The organism is Stenotrophomonas sp. STEN031, assembly GCF_056759975.1.
In genome coordinates, this window is sequence record NZ_JBRREA010000068.1 from 1 (window position 1) to 20,359 (window position 20,359).

Annotated in this window: 19 protein-coding genes; 14 read left to right on the forward strand and 5 right to left on the reverse strand. The window is 57.7% G+C overall.

Annotated elements, in window-relative coordinates; all coding sequences use genetic code 11:
- Window positions 1-64: 64 nt before the first annotated feature.
- From ACVOLQ_RS19685 to ACVOLQ_RS19715, 7 genes are all read left to right on the forward strand, one after another.
- Entirely contained in the window at window positions 65-2,764 is a 2,700-nt protein-coding gene (locus ACVOLQ_RS19685) for a class I SAM-dependent DNA methyltransferase (protein ID WP_481529059.1), read from the forward strand.
- Window positions 2,761-4,854, forward strand: coding sequence for a DEAD/DEAH box helicase (locus tag ACVOLQ_RS19690; protein ID WP_481529041.1), 2,094 nt, complete (start codon window positions 2,761-2,763; stop codon window positions 4,852-4,854). Before ACVOLQ_RS19685 ends, ACVOLQ_RS19690 begins: the two co-directional genes overlap by 4 nt.
- A complete protein-coding gene (locus ACVOLQ_RS19695) occupies window positions 4,847-6,031 on the forward strand; it encodes a GIY-YIG nuclease family protein (protein WP_481529042.1) in 1,185 nt (394 codons plus the stop codon). Before ACVOLQ_RS19690 ends, ACVOLQ_RS19695 begins: the two co-directional genes overlap by 8 nt.
- Before the next feature lie 66 nt (window positions 6,032-6,097).
- Window positions 6,098-7,444, forward strand: a complete 1,347-nt coding sequence (locus ACVOLQ_RS19700) for a hypothetical protein (protein ID WP_481529043.1) — start codon at window positions 6,098-6,100, stop codon at window positions 7,442-7,444.
- Between the two features lie 367 nt (window positions 7,445-7,811).
- The gene (locus ACVOLQ_RS19705) at window positions 7,812-8,195 is read left to right on the forward strand and encodes a hypothetical protein (RefSeq protein WP_481529044.1); all 384 of its coding nucleotides are present in this window, start codon (window positions 7,812-7,814) and stop codon (window positions 8,193-8,195) included.
- Window positions 8,196-8,591: 396 nt separating this feature from the next.
- Window positions 8,592-9,188: a hypothetical protein gene (locus ACVOLQ_RS19710; RefSeq protein ID WP_481529045.1), complete on the forward strand. Its 597-nt coding sequence runs from the start codon at window positions 8,592-8,594 to the stop codon at window positions 9,186-9,188.
- Entirely contained in the window at window positions 9,185-10,270 is a 1,086-nt protein-coding gene (locus tag ACVOLQ_RS19715; protein ID WP_481529046.1) for a helix-turn-helix domain-containing protein, read from the forward strand. The genes ACVOLQ_RS19710 and ACVOLQ_RS19715 overlap by 4 nt, the downstream gene beginning before the upstream one ends.
- A 120-nt stretch (window positions 10,271-10,390) precedes the next feature.
- On the opposite strand, the gene ACVOLQ_RS19720 is transcribed toward ACVOLQ_RS19715, so the two are convergent.
- Window positions 10,391-11,332, reverse strand: coding sequence for a hypothetical protein (locus ACVOLQ_RS19720; RefSeq protein ID WP_481529047.1), 942 nt, complete (start codon window positions 11,330-11,332; stop codon window positions 10,391-10,393).
- A 647-nt stretch (window positions 11,333-11,979) separates the two neighbouring features.
- Here ACVOLQ_RS19720 and ACVOLQ_RS19725 point away from each other — a divergent pair.
- Together ACVOLQ_RS19725 and ACVOLQ_RS19730 are read left to right on the forward strand one after the other, a co-directional pair.
- Window positions 11,980-12,936: a DUF932 domain-containing protein gene (locus tag ACVOLQ_RS19725; RefSeq protein WP_481529048.1), complete on the forward strand. Its 957-nt coding sequence runs from the start codon at window positions 11,980-11,982 to the stop codon at window positions 12,934-12,936.
- Complete coding sequence (locus ACVOLQ_RS19730) at window positions 12,933-13,427, forward strand: JAB domain-containing protein (RefSeq protein WP_481529049.1); 495 nt, start codon at window positions 12,933-12,935, stop codon at window positions 13,425-13,427. The genes ACVOLQ_RS19725 and ACVOLQ_RS19730 overlap by 4 nt, the downstream gene beginning before the upstream one ends.
- Before the next feature lie 282 nt (window positions 13,428-13,709).
- On the opposite strand, the gene ACVOLQ_RS19735 is transcribed toward ACVOLQ_RS19730, so the two are convergent.
- Window positions 13,710-13,907 (reverse strand): helix-turn-helix domain-containing protein, encoded by a 198-nt coding sequence (locus ACVOLQ_RS19735; protein ID WP_481529050.1) that lies wholly within the window; start codon window positions 13,905-13,907, stop codon window positions 13,710-13,712.
- A 204-nt stretch (window positions 13,908-14,111) separates the two neighbouring features.
- Here ACVOLQ_RS19735 and ACVOLQ_RS19740 point away from each other — a divergent pair, with 204 nt between their 5' ends.
- From ACVOLQ_RS19740 to ACVOLQ_RS19760, 5 genes are all read left to right on the forward strand, one after another.
- Complete coding sequence (locus ACVOLQ_RS19740; RefSeq protein WP_481529051.1) at window positions 14,112-14,804, forward strand: J domain-containing protein; 693 nt, start codon at window positions 14,112-14,114, stop codon at window positions 14,802-14,804.
- Window positions 14,805-14,819: 15 nt separating this feature from the next.
- Window positions 14,820-15,035, forward strand: a complete 216-nt coding sequence (locus ACVOLQ_RS19745; protein WP_481529052.1) for a hypothetical protein — start codon at window positions 14,820-14,822, stop codon at window positions 15,033-15,035.
- Between the two features lie 2 nt (window positions 15,036-15,037).
- Window positions 15,038-15,292, forward strand: coding sequence for a hypothetical protein (locus tag ACVOLQ_RS19750; protein WP_481529053.1), 255 nt, complete (start codon window positions 15,038-15,040; stop codon window positions 15,290-15,292).
- 155 nt (window positions 15,293-15,447) lie between these two features.
- Entirely contained in the window at window positions 15,448-16,083 is a 636-nt protein-coding gene (locus ACVOLQ_RS19755) for a hypothetical protein (protein ID WP_481529054.1), read from the forward strand.
- Window positions 16,084-16,332: 249 nt separating this feature from the next.
- Window positions 16,333-17,058, forward strand: a complete 726-nt coding sequence (locus tag ACVOLQ_RS19760) for a MobA/MobL family protein (protein WP_481529055.1) — start codon at window positions 16,333-16,335, stop codon at window positions 17,056-17,058.
- A gap of 205 nt (window positions 17,059-17,263) precedes the next feature.
- Here the strand turns inward: ACVOLQ_RS19760 and ACVOLQ_RS19765 are convergent, their stop codons facing one another.
- From ACVOLQ_RS19765 to ACVOLQ_RS19775, 3 genes are all read right to left on the reverse strand, one after another.
- Window positions 17,264-18,724, reverse strand: a complete 1,461-nt coding sequence (locus ACVOLQ_RS19765; RefSeq protein ID WP_481529056.1) for a YfjI family protein — start codon at window positions 18,722-18,724, stop codon at window positions 17,264-17,266.
- Window positions 18,721-19,017, reverse strand: coding sequence for a hypothetical protein (locus tag ACVOLQ_RS19770; protein ID WP_481529057.1), 297 nt, complete (start codon window positions 19,015-19,017; stop codon window positions 18,721-18,723). Before ACVOLQ_RS19770 ends, ACVOLQ_RS19765 begins: the two co-directional genes overlap by 4 nt.
- Window positions 19,018-19,557: 540 nt before the next feature.
- Window positions 19,558-20,359: hypothetical protein (locus ACVOLQ_RS19775; RefSeq protein WP_481529058.1), on the reverse strand; the 802-nt coding region annotated here is incomplete at its 5' end.

Consider the following 20,359-nt stretch of genomic DNA (forward strand, 5'->3'; position numbering starts at 1 on the left):
CCATCCGCACCGCCCGCTCACGCACCTCGGGTGCGTACCTCGTCAATCTGTTGCTCATGGCTCCATCCTCTCAAGGTTTGGAGCCTCCGGGAAAGACGGGGCGATTCAAACCACCATCGCCCGCCTGCGCAAGGGCGAAAGCAACGCTTCCGATGTCCCCGGTGGTGTGCTGCAGCGCAACCATATCCACATCGCCGTGGCCGAGCCCGGTCAGGTGGGGCAGACCCTGAAGGCCTTGAAGGCCAGCCCCAAGACCACCCAGGCTAAGGCGAAGTTTGTGCTGGCCACCGACGGCACCACGCTGGAAGCCGAGGAGCTGACCACGGGCGACGCCATCGCCTGTGAGTTTCCCCAGTTCCCCGACCACTTCGGCTTCTTCCTGCCGCTGGCAGGTATCTCCACGATCCGGGAGATCAAGGAGAACCCCATCGACGTTCGGGCCACCGGTCGCCTGAACAAGTTGTACGTCGAGCTGCTGCGCGAGAACCCGGACTGGGCAACGGCCGCGCGTCGGCCGGACATGAATCACTTCATGGCCCGCCTTATCTTCTGCTTCTTTGCCGAAGACACCGACATCTTCCCCGGCGCCACGATGTTCACGGCCACCGTGGACCAGATGAGCGAGCGCGACGGGGCCAACGTCCACGAGGTGCTGGGCACGATCTTCCGCGCCATGAACACAAAGACGGAGGATCGGGCAGCTGGGGGTATTCCGCGTTGGGCCATCGAGTTCCCCTACGTCAATGGCGGGCTTTTCTCCGGCAGCACCGACGTGCCCAAGTTCACCCGCACGGCCCGGTCCTACCTGTACCAAGCCGGGCAGTTGGACTGGAGGGAGATCAATCCCGACATCTTTGGATCGATGATTCAGGCCGTGGCCGACGACGAAGAGCGCGGTGCGCTGGGCATGCACTACACCAGCGTGCCCAACATCTTGAAGGTGCTCAACCCACTGTTCCTGGATGACCTGCGGGCGCAACTGGAAATGGCGGGCGAAAACAAGATCAAGCTGCTGAATTTGCGCAAGCGCATGGCCCACATTCGCGTGTTCGATCCGGCGTGCGGCAGCGGCAACTTCCTGGTCATTGCGTACAAGCAGATGCGCGAGATCGAAGCCGAGATCAACCGACGCCGTGGTGAAGCCAACTTGGCTTCGGAAATCCCGATCAAAAACTTCCGCGGGATCGAGCTGCGCGACTTCCCAGCCGAGATTGCGCGTCTGGCCCTGATTATCGCCGAGTTCCAGTGCGATGTGCTGTACCGCGGCCAGAAGGAGGCGCTGAAAGACGTGCTGCCGCTGGATAGTCAGAACTGGATCACGTGCGGGAATGCGCTGCGTTTGGACTGGCTGAAAGCCTGCCCACCTTCGGGAACAAAAGTGGAAGTTGTTTCTAGTGACCTGTTTGATAAAGCAACAAGTCAGCCTGAAATTGAGTTTGAAAATGAAGGCGGTGAAACCTTCATTTGTGGAAATCCGCCATTTAAGGGGGCGAGAAAGCAAAGTAAGGCGCAGAAGAGTGATATGGAGTTCGTCTTCGGGCAGGGTGATGACTATAAGGATTGTGATTACGTCACTGCTTGGTACTTAAAGGCGTCTCATTACTCGAATGGAGGTCAGTCAGATTTTGCCTTTGTGTCAACCAATTCGATAGCCCGTGGCGAACAGGTGGAGCTGCTTTGGTCTCGTCTCTATCAAAATGGAGAATCCATCCACTTCTGTCACACGCAATTCAAGTGGGAGAACAACGCCCAGCAGAATGCAGGGGTCTGGTGTGTAATTATCGGGGTCTCGCGAGATAGGTCGAAGAAAAAGCGCATATACGATGGTGAAATTATGCGCGAAGTAGAATCAATTTCTCCCTATCTGATCCCTGGCGTCGAAGGCTTTATTGGTAAGTCGGATCGTCCACTGATGCCCCTGTTTCCGAAGCTCGTTTCCGGGAACATGGCAAGGGACGATGGCAACCTGATTCTTGAGGATGAGCAGGAGCGAAATCTTCTTTCTGAATTTCCTAAGGCGGCTGCCATCGTGCGGCCACTCATTGGTACAACGGAGATCCGCAACGGGACTCGCCGTGCTTGTCTTTGGATTGATGACGATCAAGTCGATTTCGCGATGTCACTTCCTCCTGTAAGAGAGCGCATCGAGAAGACACGAGATTTCCGCGCAAAATCTAAGGCAAAAACAACGGTTGGTTATGCAAAGATTCCTCACAGATTTGCGCAGCGGTGTCATCAGGAGCGAAGTTCAATTGTTCTCCCAAAAAATACAGTTGAGGGAATCAAGTACCTCACGCCCAACTACGTACCAAGCACGACCGTAACAACGGACCTGGCTTTCGTGGCGTTTACGGATGACATCTGGGTGATGTCTGTTCTTGCATCCACAATGCATCGCGTATGGGCGGAGGCAATCTCCGGCGGGTTGGGTTCGGGCATTCGGTATTCTTCGCTAATTACCTACAACGCCTTTCCAATGCCCGCGCCAACTGAGCAGCAGAAGCAAGATATGCAGGAATCGGCAAGAGCGATATTGTTGGCAAGAGAAGTGAATTTTCCTGCTTCGATTGCAGAGCTTTACGATCCCGAAAACCCAATGGCAGAAGATCTTGCGCGTGCGCACGAAAAGAACGATGAGGTGCTGGAGCGCATCTACATCGGTCGGAAGTTTAAGAACGACACCGAACGGCTGGAAAAGCTGTTCGACCTGTACACCAAGATGACGGCAGGCCAAGCCAAGCCGAAGAAAGGGAAGCGGAAATGACATCGGAAGGAACGAAGGCCGTCCCATCGGTCTCGATTGCCACGGCCCGTACAGGCACGTCGAGCAAGGTCAACGCCCTAGGCATGCGCCCTATGCAGGAACGAGCTTATGCCAAGCGGGGCGAGCAGTACCTGCTGATCAAGTCGCCGCCTGCCTCTGGCAAATCTCGCGCCCTGATGTTCATTGCGCTGGACAAGCTGCACAACCAAGGGCTCAGGCAAGCCATCATCGTGGTGCCCGAAAAGGCCATCGGTGGCAGCTTCTCCGACGAGGAGCTGACCAAGTTCGGCTTCTGGGCGGACTGGAAGGTCGAGTCGCAATGGAACCTGTGCAACGCCCCCGGCGACGACGAAGTCAAGGCCGACAAGAGCAAGGTCCGGGCTGTGGCGCGCTTCCTGGAAAGCGAGGACAAGGTGCTGGTCTGCACGCATGCCACCTTCCGCTTTGCTGTGGAGGAATACGGGATTGCTGCGTTCAACGACCGACTGGTGGCAGTGGACGAGTTCCACCATGTCAGCAGCAATCCGGACAACGTGCTGGGTAGTCAGCTCACGCAACTGATTGCGGCCGGGTCCGTCCACTTGGTGGCCATGACAGGCTCCTACTTCCGGGGCGACACGGTGGCAGTGCTGGCGCCGCAGGACGAGAACCGTTTCGAGACGGTGACGTACACCTATTACGAGCAGTTGAACGGCTACACTTACTTGAAGTCGCTGGAAATCGGCTACTTCTTCTACACGGGCCGCTACCTGGATGCGATCACCAAGGTGCTCGATCCGGCACTGAAAACCATCGTCCACATCCCTAACGTCAATTCGCGCGAAAGCCTGCAGGACAAGTACAAGGAAGTCGAGGAAGTCATGGAGGCGCTGGGCACCTGGAAGGGTGTAGATCCGGCGACGGGCTTCCATCTGGTCGAGCGCGCCGATGGGTCGGTGTTGAAGGTGGCCGATCTGGTGGATGACAGCGACGCGACCAAGCGTGCCAAGGTACTGAACTCGCTGAAAGACCCTGCGCAGAAGAACAACCGCGACCACGTGGACATCATCATCGCGTTGGGCATGGCCAAGGAAGGGTTCGACTGGATCTGGTGCGAACACGCCTTGACGATCGGCTACCGCAGCAGCCTGACTGAGATCGTCCAGATCATTGGCCGGGCCACCCGCGATGCCCCCGGCAAGGAGCGCTCGCGCTTCACCAACCTGATTGCCGAGCCGGCTGCAGGCGAAGCCGAAGTCGTGGCAGCCGTGAACGACACGCTGAAAGCCATTGCCGCAAGCCTGCTGATGGAGCAGGTGCTGGCACCACGGTTCGAGTTCACGCCCAAAAGCCAAGGCAAGCTCGAAGGCTTCGAGTACGAAGGAGGCTATGTCGAGGGTGGTTCCAACGTCGGCGTGAACACTACAACGGGCCAGGTCCACGTGGAGATTGGTGGGCTGACCATGCCTGAAACCCAAGAAGCCAAACGGATCTGCAAGGAGGACTTGAACGAGGTTATCACCGCGTTCGTTCAGGACAAGACGGCTATCGAGAACGGGTTGTTCAATGACAACACCCTGCCCGAAGAGCTGACACAGGTGCAGATGGGCAAGATCGTGCGCGACCGCTATCCGGAGTTGAGTGACGCCGACCAGGAAGCCATTCGCCAGCATGCCATTGCAGCGCTCAACCTCACCCAGCAGGCCAAGCAGGCGCTGGCCAAGGCCGAAGCGGGTGGCGCCGCAAGCGAGCAGCAGGGCAATACCGCTCTGATCGACGGGGTGCGCAAGTTTATCAACGTCCGAGACTTGGACATCGACCTGATCGACCGGATCAATCCGTTCGAGGCGGCCTACTCGGTGCTGGCTAAGGCCATGGACGAGAAGGTGCTACGCCAAGTCCAAGCCAGCATCTCGGCCAAGCGCGTGAACATTCCAAAAGAAGAGGCGCGTGAACTGGCCAAGCGGGCGTTGGAGTTCAAGATCGAGAAGGGGCGGCTGCCTGACATCAATTCGCCAGACGCGTGGGAGAAGCGAATGGCCGAAGGCGTAGCGGCCTTTGCTAAGTACAGGGCTGAAGAGAAGGCCAAGGAGGCCCAGGCCAATGGCTGACATGGACGACGATGACCTGCTAGAAGCCTTGGGCGTTGAGGCAGCGCCCACCAAGGCCAGCACATATACGGCGCAGCAGGAGCGGCTTATCGCTGGCTTTGAGGACATCCTGCGTTTCGTTGAAACTCATGGCCGCGCACCCCAGCATGGCGAGGATCGGGACATCTTTGAGCGGCTGTACGCAGTGCGCCTGGATCGTCTACGCGGTATCCCCGAGGTGCGCGATTTGCTGGCCCCCATGGACGCCGCCGGACTGCTGGACGGACAGGCGGCTGCGACCGTCAATCCGGACGAACTGGATGAGGATGCCTTGTTGGCAGAGCTGGGCGTCGATGCGCCGGCTGTGGAGGGCGACATCACCCAACTACGCCATGTGGCGTCCTTTGCCGAACGTAAGGCGGCAGAAGAGATCGCCAACCGTACGCGCTGCGAGGATTTCGGGAAGTTCCAGCCGCTTTTCGAGAGCGTGGAGAACGACCTCAAGGACGGAAGGCGGAAGACGTTGCGGTTCGGGCGTGACGCCAGCGTTTTGCAAGGCAACTTCTTCATTCTGGGTGGACAAATGGCTTATGTTGCCGAGGTCGGCGAGTCCATCCGAGCCCCGAACGGGGAAGCCGATGCTCGCATGCGCGTCATCTATTCGAACGGGACGGAGAGCAACCTGTTGCAGCGCTCGCTGCAACGAGCGCTATACAAGGACGAAACGGGGCGGCGTATTACCGACGCGGATAACGGGCCGCTGTTCGGCGACACCTTGGAGCCCGACGACATCCAAAGCGGGACCATCTACGTGCTGCAAAGCAGGTCTGACCATCCGTTCGTGGCCCAGCACCGCGAGCTGATCCACAAGATCGGTGTGACGGGCGGGAAGGTAGAAACACGCATTGCCGCGGCCAAGGACGATGCTACCTATCTACTGGCAGGCGTGGACATCGTGGCTACCTACAAGCTGGCCCATATCAATCGCACGAAGCTGGAAAACCTCTTCCACAAGATCTTTGCGCCCGCGCAGCTGGAACTGATCATTGAAGATCGGTTCGGCAAGCCCGTAAAGCCGCGCGAGTGGTTCCTAGTGCCGTTGCAGGCTATTGACGAGGCTGTAAGCCGTATTCGGGATGGCTCGATCACGGACTACATCTACGATCCGAAATCGGCACAGCTGAAAGCACAGAAGTAGGCGCGACGAACGCAGGGGAGCAAGAAATGCCGGAGTTCTTCTGCAACCTGCCAGTCATGGAATGACATGAGCGAGCCCAAGATCCCAGAGAGTATCGAAAAACGGCTCAGACTTAGGACGCTGCGGCCTGACTTGGAAACCTTGGCCAGGGAGTTGGTGGAACTCGCGTGTGCTGGTAGCCGGGAACTGTGGGACGAACTGAACTCTGACCGGCTAAAGACGGACGCGGACTTTCGGCGCAAGTTTCATGAACTAGCCCACGAAGGGATGTTTGCTGCCCAGGAAAAAATGGCCGCCCGTATTGCCACCGGGGTGCCGCTGGATGTCTCCGAACAGCTGTTGTTTCGGGCGATCGCTGACACCATCGCGTGGGGAATGCTGGGCGGCCAGTTGTGCTATGCCCGCCGGATCTACAAGTTCCAGAGGCAGCCTGAACTGTCCCAGTCGAACTTCGAGTCTGTCCTTCGTGTGGCCCGGGAGCTTCGAGAGAAGGACCCTGGCTGCATGCCACTCATCACCGATCTGACTTCCTTTGTCCAGGTGGGCGACATCATGAGCGTGTCGGCGGACCGGCACACGTCGTACATCGAGGTCAAGGAAGGGAAGCACAACAAGCACGTCATGGACCTTGCGATGTTCTACGAGGCCTCTGGATGCGAGACCTTCCGCGAGATCGTCGAGAAGACGGAGAGCCCGAAGACTGTCAAGCAGATGGGGCGTGTGCTACGCCAGAAAGCGCGCATGACTCACCTGCGGGATGTCATGTCCACCGGCCAAGCGAAGGATCCAGACACTGGAGAGGTAGTGCGGATCCCGGAGCCCTTCTTCCCTATCGAGAACTGGGACGCGGCTCTGGCCAAACTTACCGAGACCGCCAAGGAAAAGCAGAGCTGGGCATATGATGTGCAAGGCCCCATCTTCATGGGCGCCTACGCAGGCGAGTTGGCCATCAGCGGACACATGATGTTCCTCATGGCATTGAGTCTTGTGGGGGATGTGGAGCAGGACTACCACATCATTCGGCTGGCAGATTGCATGCACGTCCCCTTGGCGCCGCCGGTGTTCTCCGGGGTTCTGTCCGATGAGATCAAGATGGATCTGGTCTTTGGGCGCATGAACGTCTGTATCGCTGTTTCCATTCCGCAGCTGATCGAAGTGTGTGAAATGGCGGGGATGGATGTGCGCTACGCAACACGAAAAGAGTTGGGGCGAGCGAGTGCCGAGGGTGTCGGTCCGATTGTTTACAGGGGCAAGGGGCTGATGTTCTCGCTTGCTGGCGAGGAGATGATGCTGTTGGAGGGGATGATATTCCGATCCCTGTTTCATGGTCAGCAGCCCGAGTCGGTTCTGCGGCAATATTTGGAGAACAGCGACCTGCTGAGTTCGGGCTCAACGGGGAGTCGCCAGTCATGAGGGACCACAACCGCCCCTCGCCAAGGAGGAAGCACCCACCCCTGGTCAACGTCAAGCTGGCCACCGTGGCACTATCTCCGTGGTGTTGTCCGAGCGTATGGCAGAGGAAGACACCGGGCGTCTGCTACGCGAGCCACTGTCACACAATGGTCGCTGTTGACCTGCCTGCAGTACCTGTCTGGCAAGGAGGCCCGGGGCGTTATTGCCCAACTTACTCAGGCCTGGCCAGAGGACGGCATGACGAAGGATGCGTTGGAGCAAGCCACGAGGGTGGCCGCTTTCGCGGTGGCCAATGCCCACCCCAAGGGCGTACCCCTTGTGCCAGTGACCTGGCCAAACAGTAGAGGGGCAGGGGGACGATCCAGGAATGACGGGTTTGCAGGACGACGAGAAGGCGTTGTTCGAGCGCATGGTCAACGACGCTATGCGCGTTTTTGGATACGGCCGCCTCAAGGCCGAGAAGCTGGTCAAGGGGGTGATCCCGCGGATCCGACATCAAGCCCAGATCCAGAAGGAGCGGCAGAAGAAGGCGACCCGTAAGAAGAAGGTCAAGGGTAGCCAGAAGCGGAATGGGCCCATGACACGCGAGGAAATCGCCAAGCTGCCTCCGGTCGTTCCACCACGGCCCCCGCCGCGCAATGCCAAGGAACGCATGGAGCGCGCCTTGGGACCGGACGAAGGCGAGCGCAGGCGGCGCGGCGGCAGCCCTGTTGTCCAGGGAGGTAGCCCCGGGCTCGGGCGGCGGCGCTAGGTCCTACCCGCGGGTCCCGTGCCAAGAAGGAACACATAACGATCGAGCCCATCGATGGCGAGGCCCTGGAACCATGTCCAGAGTGCGGTCGTGGGGTCTTGCAGCTGCGGTCAGGCCCACACCCGCCAAGCCGGGATGGAGGCCAGAGGCGTCCCATGCCTTGAGCCCGCTTTTCGACATCCAAGCTGAGGGTTTCTGCCCCGTGCGAACAGACCTGGTGTGGTTCAGCCAGGAGGCGCCCCTGTTTGCAAGTCAGGTATGGGAGCGCTGGCTTCTAAAAAAATGGCATTGAAAATCAATGCGTTGGGTATTTTCAGGGGGGGCGTGTCATGCAGGCGCTTGCATGTCGAGTTATAGATGTGGTTATATTTCGCCGTCCAAATATAAAGACTGGCCATGCTGACCCAGACCGAAGTCGAAGAGCGACTGACACCCTACATGGCCCGTATCGTACGGGTCATGATGGGGGCATGGGCTGACTGGATGGCCAGTGGCAAAAGTGGCCGCTGGAAGCGGAGGCGTAGCCGGGCCAACTACATCTGGGAAGAGCTGGCTTGTGGAGCGGAGACGGCTTTCGCCAATGACCCGAAAATCCAGATCATTCCCAAGAACCAGAGCTGCTGGTTCCACATCGATGGTCTGGTCTTCCGCCTCAAGAAGAGCGACGCAGGCGGGCTGACGAGCAACTACCCCACCCAGGCAGCTTTGGATTACCACGATCAGCAGGAAGACCTGCCGGGTATCCCCCTTGTGCAACGGCTCGAGGTGACGTACGTCCTGAACAAGTTGGAGACTGCCGTGCAGGACATCCTGCTGGTAGCTCGAGATCAGGGGAGGGTGCTGTGGTGTAGCTCACTGCTGCGCAAGGACGAGGGCAGGAATGTGGTGTCGATCACGTCTCCGACGGGCCCGACGCCTCCTGCACCTACTCCGAAGACGATCAAGATCCGCGTAAAATCCGAGCGCGAAAAGAAGAAAGAGAACGAAACATGACTATTCCGCTTGCCAATGCAGCCTTGATAAAGGTGGCACGGCAGGCGAGGGGCATGAGTCAGGTCCAGTTGGCGAAGGCGGCCGGGGTTACCCAGGCCGCCATTTCCAAATGTGAGGCCGGTCTTATGCAGCCGGGCCCAGACTTGATCGAATCTTTGGCCCGAGCGCTCACCTTCCCTGCGTCCCTCTTTTATGAGACGGACCCCGTATTTGGCGTGCCGGTCAGTATCAACTACCGGAAGAGCGCCAGCGTGGGTGCCAAAGCCACTGACAAGTTGGAGGCGGAGATCAATCTTCGCCTGCTTCATCTTCGTCGGCTGTTGTCGTCCGTGGACTATCAGCCGGAACTGACGTTGCCGCGCTTCGATATCGACGATTACAACGGCGATGCTGCTCGTGTAGCGCAGCTGGTCCGCCGCCATTGGGGAGTCCCCAGCGGTCCGCTCCACGGCCTGACCGCCTTGGTGGAGCGAGCCGGGTGCATTGTGTTGCCGTGTGAGTTCGAGAGCATTGGTGTGTTCGGTCTGACCCTGCAGCCGCCGGGCTTACCGACTTGCATCTTTCTCAATCAGACCATGCCCGGAGACCGTCAGCGCTTCACGTTGGCGCATGAGCTGGCACACGCCATCATGCATCGCATGCCAAGCCCGGACATGGAGCGCGAGGCGGATGTGTTCGCTTCGGAGTTGTTGATGCCCGCGCAGGACATACGCGGCGACTTGATGCATGGAATTACTCTGCCAAGGCTTGCTGCCCTCAAGTCAATCTGGAAGGTCTCCATGGGGGCACTGCTTATGCGTGCCAAGGCGCTGGGCTGTATCACCGACATGCAAAGTACCTACCTGTGGCGCCAGATGAGTAAACTCGGGTATCGACTCAAAGAGCCTGTCGAAGTTGATTTTGCCCCCGAACACGCTACGGCGTTCAATGACATCTTGCGTGCTCATGCCGAGGAACTGGGCTACACCATGGCCGACTTCGAGGCCATGTTGCATATGCATGCCAGCGAGTTGAACAAGATGTACAAGATTGAGAGGCCGGATCCAGCGCCGAAGCTGCGTCTTCTCAAGTTTGGCGCGTAGCCATTTCAACCATGGTCTGCCGGATGTCGGCAGATTTCTGCGGATTGACTGCTTGCCTGATGGATGTCTACGACAACAGGCCTTGGTCGAGGCTGCAGGTAAGCATTGGATCCCGTGCTACTAACGGAGCTCGCGGAACAAGTCTTTCTTGAGGTGGTAGCGGGTTATCGGACGATCAACGGGACGCCCACTGAACTCAGCAAACTGCTTGTCAACTGCCGTATCTAATAGTGTGGCCATCGCTTTGGCTGGCGACTCCCCATCTGCTAGCGCCTTGTCGTAGGTCTCCTGGATAGGGAGATCGTTCACTACGATCTCCGTGCCGAGCGCCAGAACTTTGTTCTCCGGGACGACCTCTGGGGTGGCAACGAAGGTCAATCGGCCATCGACCAGCGTGCTTTGTGGGGTGAGCCGATAAAGCTTGTGCTGTCGCGAAACTTGACACCAAATGCCGAAAGCATACGTGGACAAGGTTGGCGGATAAGTGCTGGTGCGGTTGTACTCAATTGAGGACTGCAGTGCGGTCTGAATGGCCTGGGCCACGATGAGCGAGAACAGATCTGCCGTGTACAAGTGCTGGACTTGGTCGGGATCAAACGTCTCCTCCGAACACGCATATCCGTTCTCGCTCATCGGGTTGTTCGCACGTCTGGGAATGATGATGTGTCCCTTCGGTTCTCCGGCTTGCTGGTCGAATCTGAAACTCAACTGGAGGTTCTCCAAGTCCTCGCGAATTAAGGCCAGCACATGTTGAGCTTCGTTCGCGTTTCCAGCGAACGCGAGGAAGGCTGGAGCCCTGAATGCTTCGTAGAAGTTGTTGGTGAAGTGGCCATTGCGAAGAATGTCAGGTCGCCCCACCTGGATCTTGAGTTCATGGACCTTCCGAATGCCCGTGAACAACGTGGTGTAGTTCACGCTGCCCTCATCACTCGTTGCTTTTGCTGTCAGCGCGCTGTCGGAAACGGCAAACAGCCCCTGATCCCCGGGTTGCTGGTGTTGAAGCAAGAACTGCTGACGAACTTCCACGCGGCCAAACTCATGGCCCATCAAGATCAAGGTCAAATCGAGCTCCCCGTAGTGGTCCGATAGTAGTGCAGGTAGGCCTGAACAGTCCAACCATCCTGCTCGCACCGGCTTGGAGTTGTTCAGGGCTTCCCTGGCCCGGGGGATAACTTTCCATCAGCTGACGTTGGCTAATGCGGTGGCTGCTTCCACGCCAAGGGCGGATCGAGCCAATGACCATCTTGGCAGAGGTGCCCTTGGGCGATGCTGCGACGGTCGTCTGCACGACGAGGCCCCGCATCGCGCACTTCCAGTGGATCCGGGCTTTCGTTCCGCAGGAATTACCAGTTGTCCGCGCCCGTCACCTGCTCAATGGAGAGGGCGGGTGACCGCCTTGCGGGGTTGTCTTTGATTTGAAAATATTTCAGACCCTTAGTACTACGCTGAAGCAGGATCCCCTTGCTTTGCGTGTGCGCCGCGCGTAGGCGTATCGCTTCGAGTACTAGGTATGAAAGATAAATCTGAGTTCCTCTACTGCGTCTTCATTGTGGCTGCGGCCATCTTGTCGGCCGTAGCCCGTTGTTCGTTCACCCGCCCCGACCAGTTCGGCCGGGATTCCTACGACTAAACCAAGAATCCAGATAGACCCACAAGGCCCGGCATTGTCCGGGCCTTGTGCGTTATGCCGTCCATGAAAGGAGAGCGAGATGCATCACGTTGAAACCATGGCCTATGGAGGCCAAGTCCCATGGCATGGCATCGGAAGCCAGCTGGCTCCAGGGCAGTCCATTGAAGTCTGGCGTGAGCGCGCCGGCATGAACTGGTCCTTGGAGGAGGCTGAAGTGCGATTCGCCGCCGATGCTGAAGATCAGTATCCCGTCCGGGCATTTCCTGGGCAGAAGGTGCTTTATCGCTCTGACACCAAGCGACCGTTGGCTGTGGTGTCCAACCGCTTTCAAGTAGTCCAGCCGCGGGAGATCCTGGAGTTCTACCGCGACCTGACACGGTACAGCGGCTTTGAGCTGGAAACCGCTGGGGTTCTTCGCGGCGGACGAAAGTTCTGGGCATTGGCCCGTACTGAGCAGGGTGTGGCCCTAAAGGGACAGGATCAGGTCAATGGGTACCTTCTTCTGGCTACGGCCTGTGACGGAACGCTGGCTACCACCGCCCAGTTCACCTCAGTTCGCGTGGTGTGTAACAACACCCTGCAGATCGCTGTTGGGGATCGAACCGGAGCCATCAAGGTCCCGCATCGCAGTGCCTTCCATGCTGACAGGGTCAAAAGCCAGTTGGGTATCGCCGTTGAGAGCTGGCATGGCTTCGTGGAGCGGATGCGGATCCTCTGTGAGACACCTGTGAACCCTGATTCGGTCGATGGGGTTCTGCGGAATTTGCTCACGTATCCGGCTGCTCAGGATGGGAAGGCAGTCGTGAATGAGCAGGCTGTTGCGAAGGTGCGGGCGCTGTATGACGGCCAGGGTAGGGGAGCTAGCTTGAAGACCAGCAAGGGCACCGCGTTTGGCTTGCTCAACAGCATCACCGAGTTCGTGGACCATCATCGGCGGGCACAGAGTACGGAGAACCGCTTGGATGCAGCCTGGTTTGGCCAGGGGGCATTGCTCAAGCAGAAGGCTTGGAGGGAACTGTTAGGGGAAGCCGCATGAATGTCTCGCTGCAGAAGCAACGCTTGGAAGAGCTACCTAGCGGTTTGAACGAACGTGACAGCTCCGTCCTCTCTCAGGCATTAGAAATTCTTGAGAGCAGAGCAATGGTCAGTGGTCTTCTATTGGGAGATCCGGATGTTGCCGGCAGGTTCTTCCGTCTGCGTCTAGGGCATGAGATCCGCGAGCACTTCGAGGTGGCGTTCCTCGATGCCCGTAACCGCCTGATCGCCGTAGAACGGCTGTTCTCAGGTTCTATAGATGGTGCTGAGATCCATCCGCGGATTGTCGTCCAACGTGCTTTGGCCTTGAACGCGGCGGCGGTCCTTCTGGCTCACAACCACCCCAGCGGGCATTGCGAGCCGTCAGATGCGGATCGAGCCATCACCAGGCGATTGAAGGAAGTACTGGCGATGGTGGAGGTGAGGGTCGTCGACCACCTGGTGGTGTCGGCAAGCCAAGGAACCTCGATGGCTCAGCTCGGGCAGATCTAAGGCCCGGATACCTAGGAGAACAGCATGAAGGAAACGGAGACGTCCTGGTCAATGACCAGAGCGGCAACGGCTCGTGCCAAAGCGGCTGATCTAGACCGACAGGCTCGGGAGATAGAGCGCGCTGCTGCTGGAAATTGGCGGCAGAGGGCGAAGGTGAGGGAGGCCGCTAGCAGGCTTCGCATGAGAGCCGGAGCCTGCTTGGTCGAGGCGCTAGAGATTGAGGAGGCGGCCGACCTCTAGGGGTGAGAGGGTCTGCATTCCAACCCCTTCAGATCCATACGCTCAATCGAGAAGAGATCCCGGAGGGACATCAAGAGCTATTGCGATTCGCTCGATGTTGTAGATCGTCACGTTCTTTTCGCCGCGTTCGATCATGCCTACGTATGTCCGATGGACACCGGCAGCCTCGGCCAGCTCTTCTTGAGAGAGTCCACGTTCTTTCCTCAATCGACGGACATTTCCGGCGAAAACGGTGACCAATCGAGTTTCGTGGGATGCACGAGCCATCGGCAGATGGTCTCGATTTGAATACTACTATTCGACATACGACGATTAGCATTACTGGCATTGAGGTAAGGCAAAGGTCGAGTAAGGAGCTAGACCCCTTGGGGCAGCGGAATTGAGCAGCGAGCAATCGAGTTCGGGCAAAAGACCGCTCGGTTATCGCCTCTGCAGGGAAAAGGGATGTTCGAAGAAGACCACTACGAAGTCCTCGGGGTCCGCCCCGAGGCACCCATCTGGGAAATAGAGCTGGCCTACAAGGGTCGGCGAAGCCAGTACCACCCTGACCGGTACGCCGCGGGTGACGAGGCTGCGGTGGCATGGGCGACGGCCAAGATGCAGGCCGTCAACAAGGCCTATGCCGTCCTCAAGGACCCGAACCAACGCGAGCGCTTCGACCGCACCCAAGCGCAGGCGAGGCCGGCTGATCCAGGTCCCCGGACAGAGGAACCCAAGGCTCCAGAGCCTCCGCCGCTCCGCTCACTCCGAGAAGCTTTGGAAGGGCTCGAGTTCAGCAATGAGCCCTTCGAGCGCGTGTTCGTGGCTCCCCACATCCCGAGGAAGAAGCTCCTGGGAGCTCTGGACAGCTACGGGGAAGGACTGCGAGCCCAAGACATAGTCGTGCTCATCGACGACACCGTGTTCGGCGGTGCCAGGGAAGGTGTACTGATCACCGAGGCCCAGATCCGGGGCAAGGCCAAGTTCGAATCGGTGGATACCCGCCTGCTGGGCTGCCTAACACAGATCACTGCTCACGGCGCCCACGTACGGATCCAGGGCGAGCCGTTCATCAGCTTGAGCATTCCCAACCCTGACGACCTGCGTCTGCTGTTCGAGGCCGTCAGTGAGCATCTGAAACAAACCCACCAACTCTAACCAACGAGGAAACACATGAAGTACTTGATAGGCGTGTACGGCGTGACCGTACTCATCGCTGCGATCTGCTTCGATATCTGGGGGCGGTACGCGTACAAGGGTTTTTTCTACAACCTCGGCCAAGCCCTGGTGTGGCCGGCAGTGATGTTCCCGTCGATCGGCAAGCTGATCAGTGGCGTGATCTGGGTTCTCGTGATCATCGCCGTGCTGGCGCTTGTGAGGAGGCGGTAAGCATGCTGATCAGAATCTCTCTGCTAGCAATGCTTCTGGTGGCACTCGGAGGCTGCAAAAGCCAGCTGGACAAAGTCCGGGGCGAGTTCATCGATAGCTGCATGAGCAGCGGTGTCCCGAAAGCACAGTGCTCCTGCACGATGGACAAGCTACAAGAGCATTACGGCGAAGAGGGGTTGGTCGCCATAGACGAGCGTGGCTATCCACCAATGGGCTTTGCCGAGCAAGTACAGGTAGCTGCTGGCCAGTGCCGATGAGCCTAGCTGCGGGTCAAGCGCAGGGCGTTCCCTAGTCCCGACACGCGCCCGCTCAGCTAGGGAACTTTCAGAGTCATTTCAATGATGCGTGTAGATGCCCTAGTGCATTCCACACCATATCAACCAATGCCCTTAGGGGCTTCGAAGGAGTATCAATGAACATCAAAGGATTTCTTGTAGCCACTGCGTTGTCAGTCGTAGCGCTGTCAGCTTGCTCCAAGGCAGAGTCACTTTCGAAAGAAGGTGATATCAACCTGGCGGGATGCAAGGTTCCTGCAGGGCTGACAGTGGAACAGGTCCAGGCGGTGAGTTGTACGCCTGTATCTGCGACCCCTCCCGTAGAAGCTCCGGTAGCGTCAGAGGCGGAGAATGAGGTTGCAATCAATGAGGCGCTTGCTCCGCAGGCCGCGATGAACGGGCACGACGAAGAGAATATTGGTGCGCGCAAGATCGTGAAGGGTGATCTGAACGGTGATGGTGTCGAGGACCGCGCTGTGCTCTTCGTACTGGAGGGAGGAGGCGGAAGCAATGCCTACTCCACGCACCTAGCTGCATTCCTCAGTGAGAGCGGGAAGTTGAAGTTCATCTATTCCACACCGGTGTCGGGCTACGGAGAGGAGGTGCAGGGCATATCCTACGGCGATGGGATGGTGAAGATGAAGAAGCTAGGGCAAGGCGAGGGTGATGCCATGTGTTGCCCGACGGCTGAGTACGAGGTGGACTACCTGCTCAAAGATGGGAAGTGGCTGGAGATCTATCCCGAGGATGACGGCACTGCTCAAGCGCTTTGATGGCAGAGCATGATGCTTGCTGTGAATTTCTACACAAACATGCATAAGGTATGAGAGATGCTGGATAGACGTGAGAAGCCAATCAATCCTCCTTCAGATGCCTAGCGTGCAACAGAAGGGGCGGTAAAGAAGGGGCTGCGCACTTACCGTTTCTCTCTGGCAACCTAGCGCGGCAGCGTTTAAGCCGCTCCATAGAGGTCACCTACTAGCGTGGGTGGCCTTTTCTTTTTTTCAAGAGAGAGGCTCCATATGGCCACGTTCCATTTCGAAGTGAAGACCGGTGGCAAAGGCAGGGCGGCACCGCACAGCCTGTACATAGCCAGGCAGGGTAAGTTTCGAGGACGAGACGATCTGGTGCTGACCGGTAGCGGGAACTTACCTTTCTGGGCAGACGGCAATCCAGTAAAGCTATGGAAAGCTGCTGATGCGCACGAGCGGGAGAACGGAAGCGCGTATCGGGAAATGATCGTCGCGCTTCCCAATGAAATCGGTATATCGGGTCTCCGCGACTTGGTGGAGGACCTTGTCAGACTGCTGGCGGGATCCAAGCCATATCAGTTCGCGGTGCATGAGCCCCAGGCTTCACTCGATGCCAGGGTCAATACGCACATGCATCTGATGGTGTCGGATCGGTTGCCAGACGCTATCGAACGGGATGAGCTTCAGATGTTCCGGCGATACAACGGTGTACGGCCTGATGCAGGTGGGTGTAGGAAAGATGGCGGCGGAATGACCCGTGTGCAGTTGCGTGACAGGTTGATTGCATTGCGGTGCAATGTGGCTGCTGTGCTCAATGGCCATCTGGAACGGCACGGCTTTGAGGGAGTGCTCGACCACAGGACGTTGGAGCAGCAGGGTGTCGCACGTCGCCCTGAGCGTCACTTGGGGCCCGCGCGGATCAGGTCAATGTCAGTAACGGAGAGGCTGGCGTACGTCGATGGAAGGCGGGCATTTCAGGGCCAAGGCATTCGTTGATCTTCTTGCCGGTGCGGTCCGAAAGACTCGGACCATTCCCCCAAAGCATCTCGCACTCGATGCTACTTTGCCCCAATTAGGGCAAAGTAGCATTCCGTGCACTGTTGTCGGCCCCCAAAAGACGTTGAACGCGCTCGGACGTTTTACTTGGCTTCAAAAAGAAAGGCCGCCCCGAAGGGCGGCCATAGTGAAAACCTTGGAAGGCCTAAAGATGACCCCTGGCACCGAAGACGACCGGGTTAAGTATGATCAAGTGCCTGCCTGAGCGTTGGAGGTAGTTCTCCCGCTCCACTCGAATCACTCCGTCTGCCTCCAGCAAGTCCAAGGCAGAGCAAAACCGACCCTGGTGGCGGATTGGCCCATTTTTCCGGACATCGTTGCGAGGTGCGTGATTGTAGTCGCGTTCCCAATAGCGCGAGCACAAGTAATCCTTCAATGCCAACGCGTCCTTCTCGTCTTCAGGAAGTTGATTGTGGCTACCAAACTTCTCCTTGAACTCCCTGAAATAGAATTCGACGATGGAAAGCGCACGCTCCAGCGTCGATCGCTCGACTACATCGCCCTCAAGCCCCTCGAAATGATGAAGGATGCCAGCCACCCTGCTGGCAATCTCTACGGACTTGGAGGCAAAGTCGCGTATTTCCTCATAGGCGCCGCCCTTCCCGATCTGCAGCTCAATCAGGTTCTGAGCCTCGACCCACCTTGCCCTTGCATCGGGGGAGAAGCGAAGAATCCTCTTGCTGCGATCACCGGTAGCATGGCGAGTATCGCGTTCGTGGAGGAGCTCGGTGATCCTGCCGTGAAAAACGTCGAGCGCAGGGTGGCGCGAGCTGCCGTCTTCGCGCCGGTTCTTGGTCACCCGGTGACCCTGCGTTGACTCGGGATGACACAGCAAGAAGCGGGCCAAGAAGCCGGAAGCTCGTGCCATGTTGTTCGGCTTGTCCAAAAATGCGTTGAAAGGCCCTTCCTGGATCATGAAGCTGAGCGTCAGTCGAGGGGCGTAGACCTCGATGATCTCTTTCGCAAGATCAAGCGTCGCGATAGCGGGGCCGTCCCATACCTTATTGAGCGTGCCAAGACCGCGGGCCGCACCGCTTTTCACGAAGGTTTCGCCTTCATCTGAAAGAAGTGCTATGGACTTGCTCTGCCCTCGCATCGCATTGATCAAAGCGCGCTCCGTAGTGTTCTTCAGCACGATGCGCTTGAGTGCGGGCTTGGAGGGTTCCGCTGCCATGTACGCATCGTAGCGTTCGCGCAACTCACGCGGCTCATCGAGAACAGATTTGGCAATCATTCGATCTAGTGCTTTCTGAGTAGCGTTCCAGTACCGACGCTCGGCCTTGTACTTCTCCGAAGCAGCTTTGTAGGCTTCAGTCTGTGCAAGTTCGTACTCATAGATCGGCTTCAAAACAAGGTTGTCGGTTGACGTTTTGCGCTCACCCGAGTCCCCAATGGTAGCCAGGAAGAGTGCGCATGGGGTCGTATGGCCGATGGGCAACATCATGTCGATGTCAGCCTGGCAGGCAACGGACATGGCAGTCAGGAACGAGCTGGCAATCATTGCATCCGGCGATTGAACGGCATCCATTACCTCGTCGAAGGCCAGCTCGACAGTTTCGTAGAAATGATTCGCCGGAAATGGGAAGGAGGGGATGTGCTTGTTCATTTGCTGTCCTTGCTGGTAGCGATTTTGCCCATGGCTTTCGCCTGGAGATCCATCAGTTCCTTGAAGCGCGCGGGATGCAGCTTCAGGCCTTGTGCCTGAAGGACCTCCAAGATGGCCTTCTGGGTCACTTGCCTATCCAACAGCTCCAAGATGGTTGGGTACAGCATGGCGAACAGTTGGGTGTTCCGATGCTGTTGCTTGGGCTGCAACGCCTTCAGCGCATCGGCGCAGCGGTTTGCCTGGTCCTGCAAGCTGTCGTCGTGTCCAATGGACGGGGGAGTGCTGTTATTCATGGCCGCCCTCCTTAGTACGCCGCGTGCGCATTGGCGCAGGCGTGGACATAGGCCATCACTTCCGACCGCCACCACACTGAAGGAGAGCGGCCGGACGTGCCCAGCTTGAAAGGCTTGGGGACTCGGGGGTCATGGGACGGCAGCCGCGGATTAAGGCGGGCATACCAAGTGCTCTTGCTGATGCCCACAATGGACAGCACCTCAGGGAGGCGGATTGCTTGGTCCTGGGCTGGACCGCATTGGAGTGATCGGAGGATGGACTCCAAACGTTCCAGTGCCTCATCTGCAAAGGAACCAGATCCTTGGTAGAGGCCGTTTGTGCTGGCTCTTTCGCCGACGGCACATTGGTTGGCGCCTGGAAAGGCGGGGGCGATTGAAGAAGATCGGTGGATCATTGTCGTTATCCTTTTGGATTCTCGCAGCGCGCAATTGCGCTGCGTTGAACAAAGGATCACGGAATCCAATTCACCTTGGAATCGCTTAGCTAGCCAATGTCTTTACATTTATAAGTATTTGTGAATTGACATGATTGGCTTTCTGTCATTTTCCATTTTTCCCAAATCTATCAACGAGTTGTTGATAGGCGGCCGTGAGTTCGGGCTGCTTCTTTCCTGAGTTCACCCAGTTGAAGATCGCCTCGGCAAAGCGCTCATCTATGGGCGTTTCCGTCCTTGTTCTCTTCTTAGTATTGGCGTCATATGCCTCCAGCGCTTCAGTGCCCCCTGGGTAGCTCCTCATCTGCTGAACTATCAACTGTGGGAGACGGCCAACGTTCTTCTCATTCTCAGGGAAAGTGAAATTTTTCATCACCTTAATCGCTATTCCGACAACGCCCTTCTGGGCCGTCATAGGCGCTTTGGATGCGATTTCTCTCTTTGACTCTGACTCTGTCTTTGGGGAGTAGGTCATTCCTAGGTAGAAATTGCATTCCAGCAGCGCGTGGAGAGCTCGGGAAGAGTCTTGCTCATTGAACGCGTTCCGTGCCTCGATCCAATATGCGATTGCGACTTCCAAAATGTCGTCAATCTTGATCTTCGCGCGTGGCTTCAGTTCTTCGTGTTGACGCTTCAGTTCTTCGAAACGTTCAGGAAACGAGAAGATGCATGTCTGATGACCATCTTCGTCCTGTGTGACCGTAGTGTCCGCCCACGTCTGGGCGAGTTCATTGCTAAGTGTTTCGTAGTCGTTTGCATTCTTGATGATTGATTGCTGCTTCCACTGAGCATACGCAGCGGCGCTCTCAACCGGTCGATGCAACATCATAGGTGTTGCTGCTGACCGGGAGGGCAAGTGCGATGATGGGTCGACCTGGATTGTCATTGGCGCAGAAGCAGGCACTGTG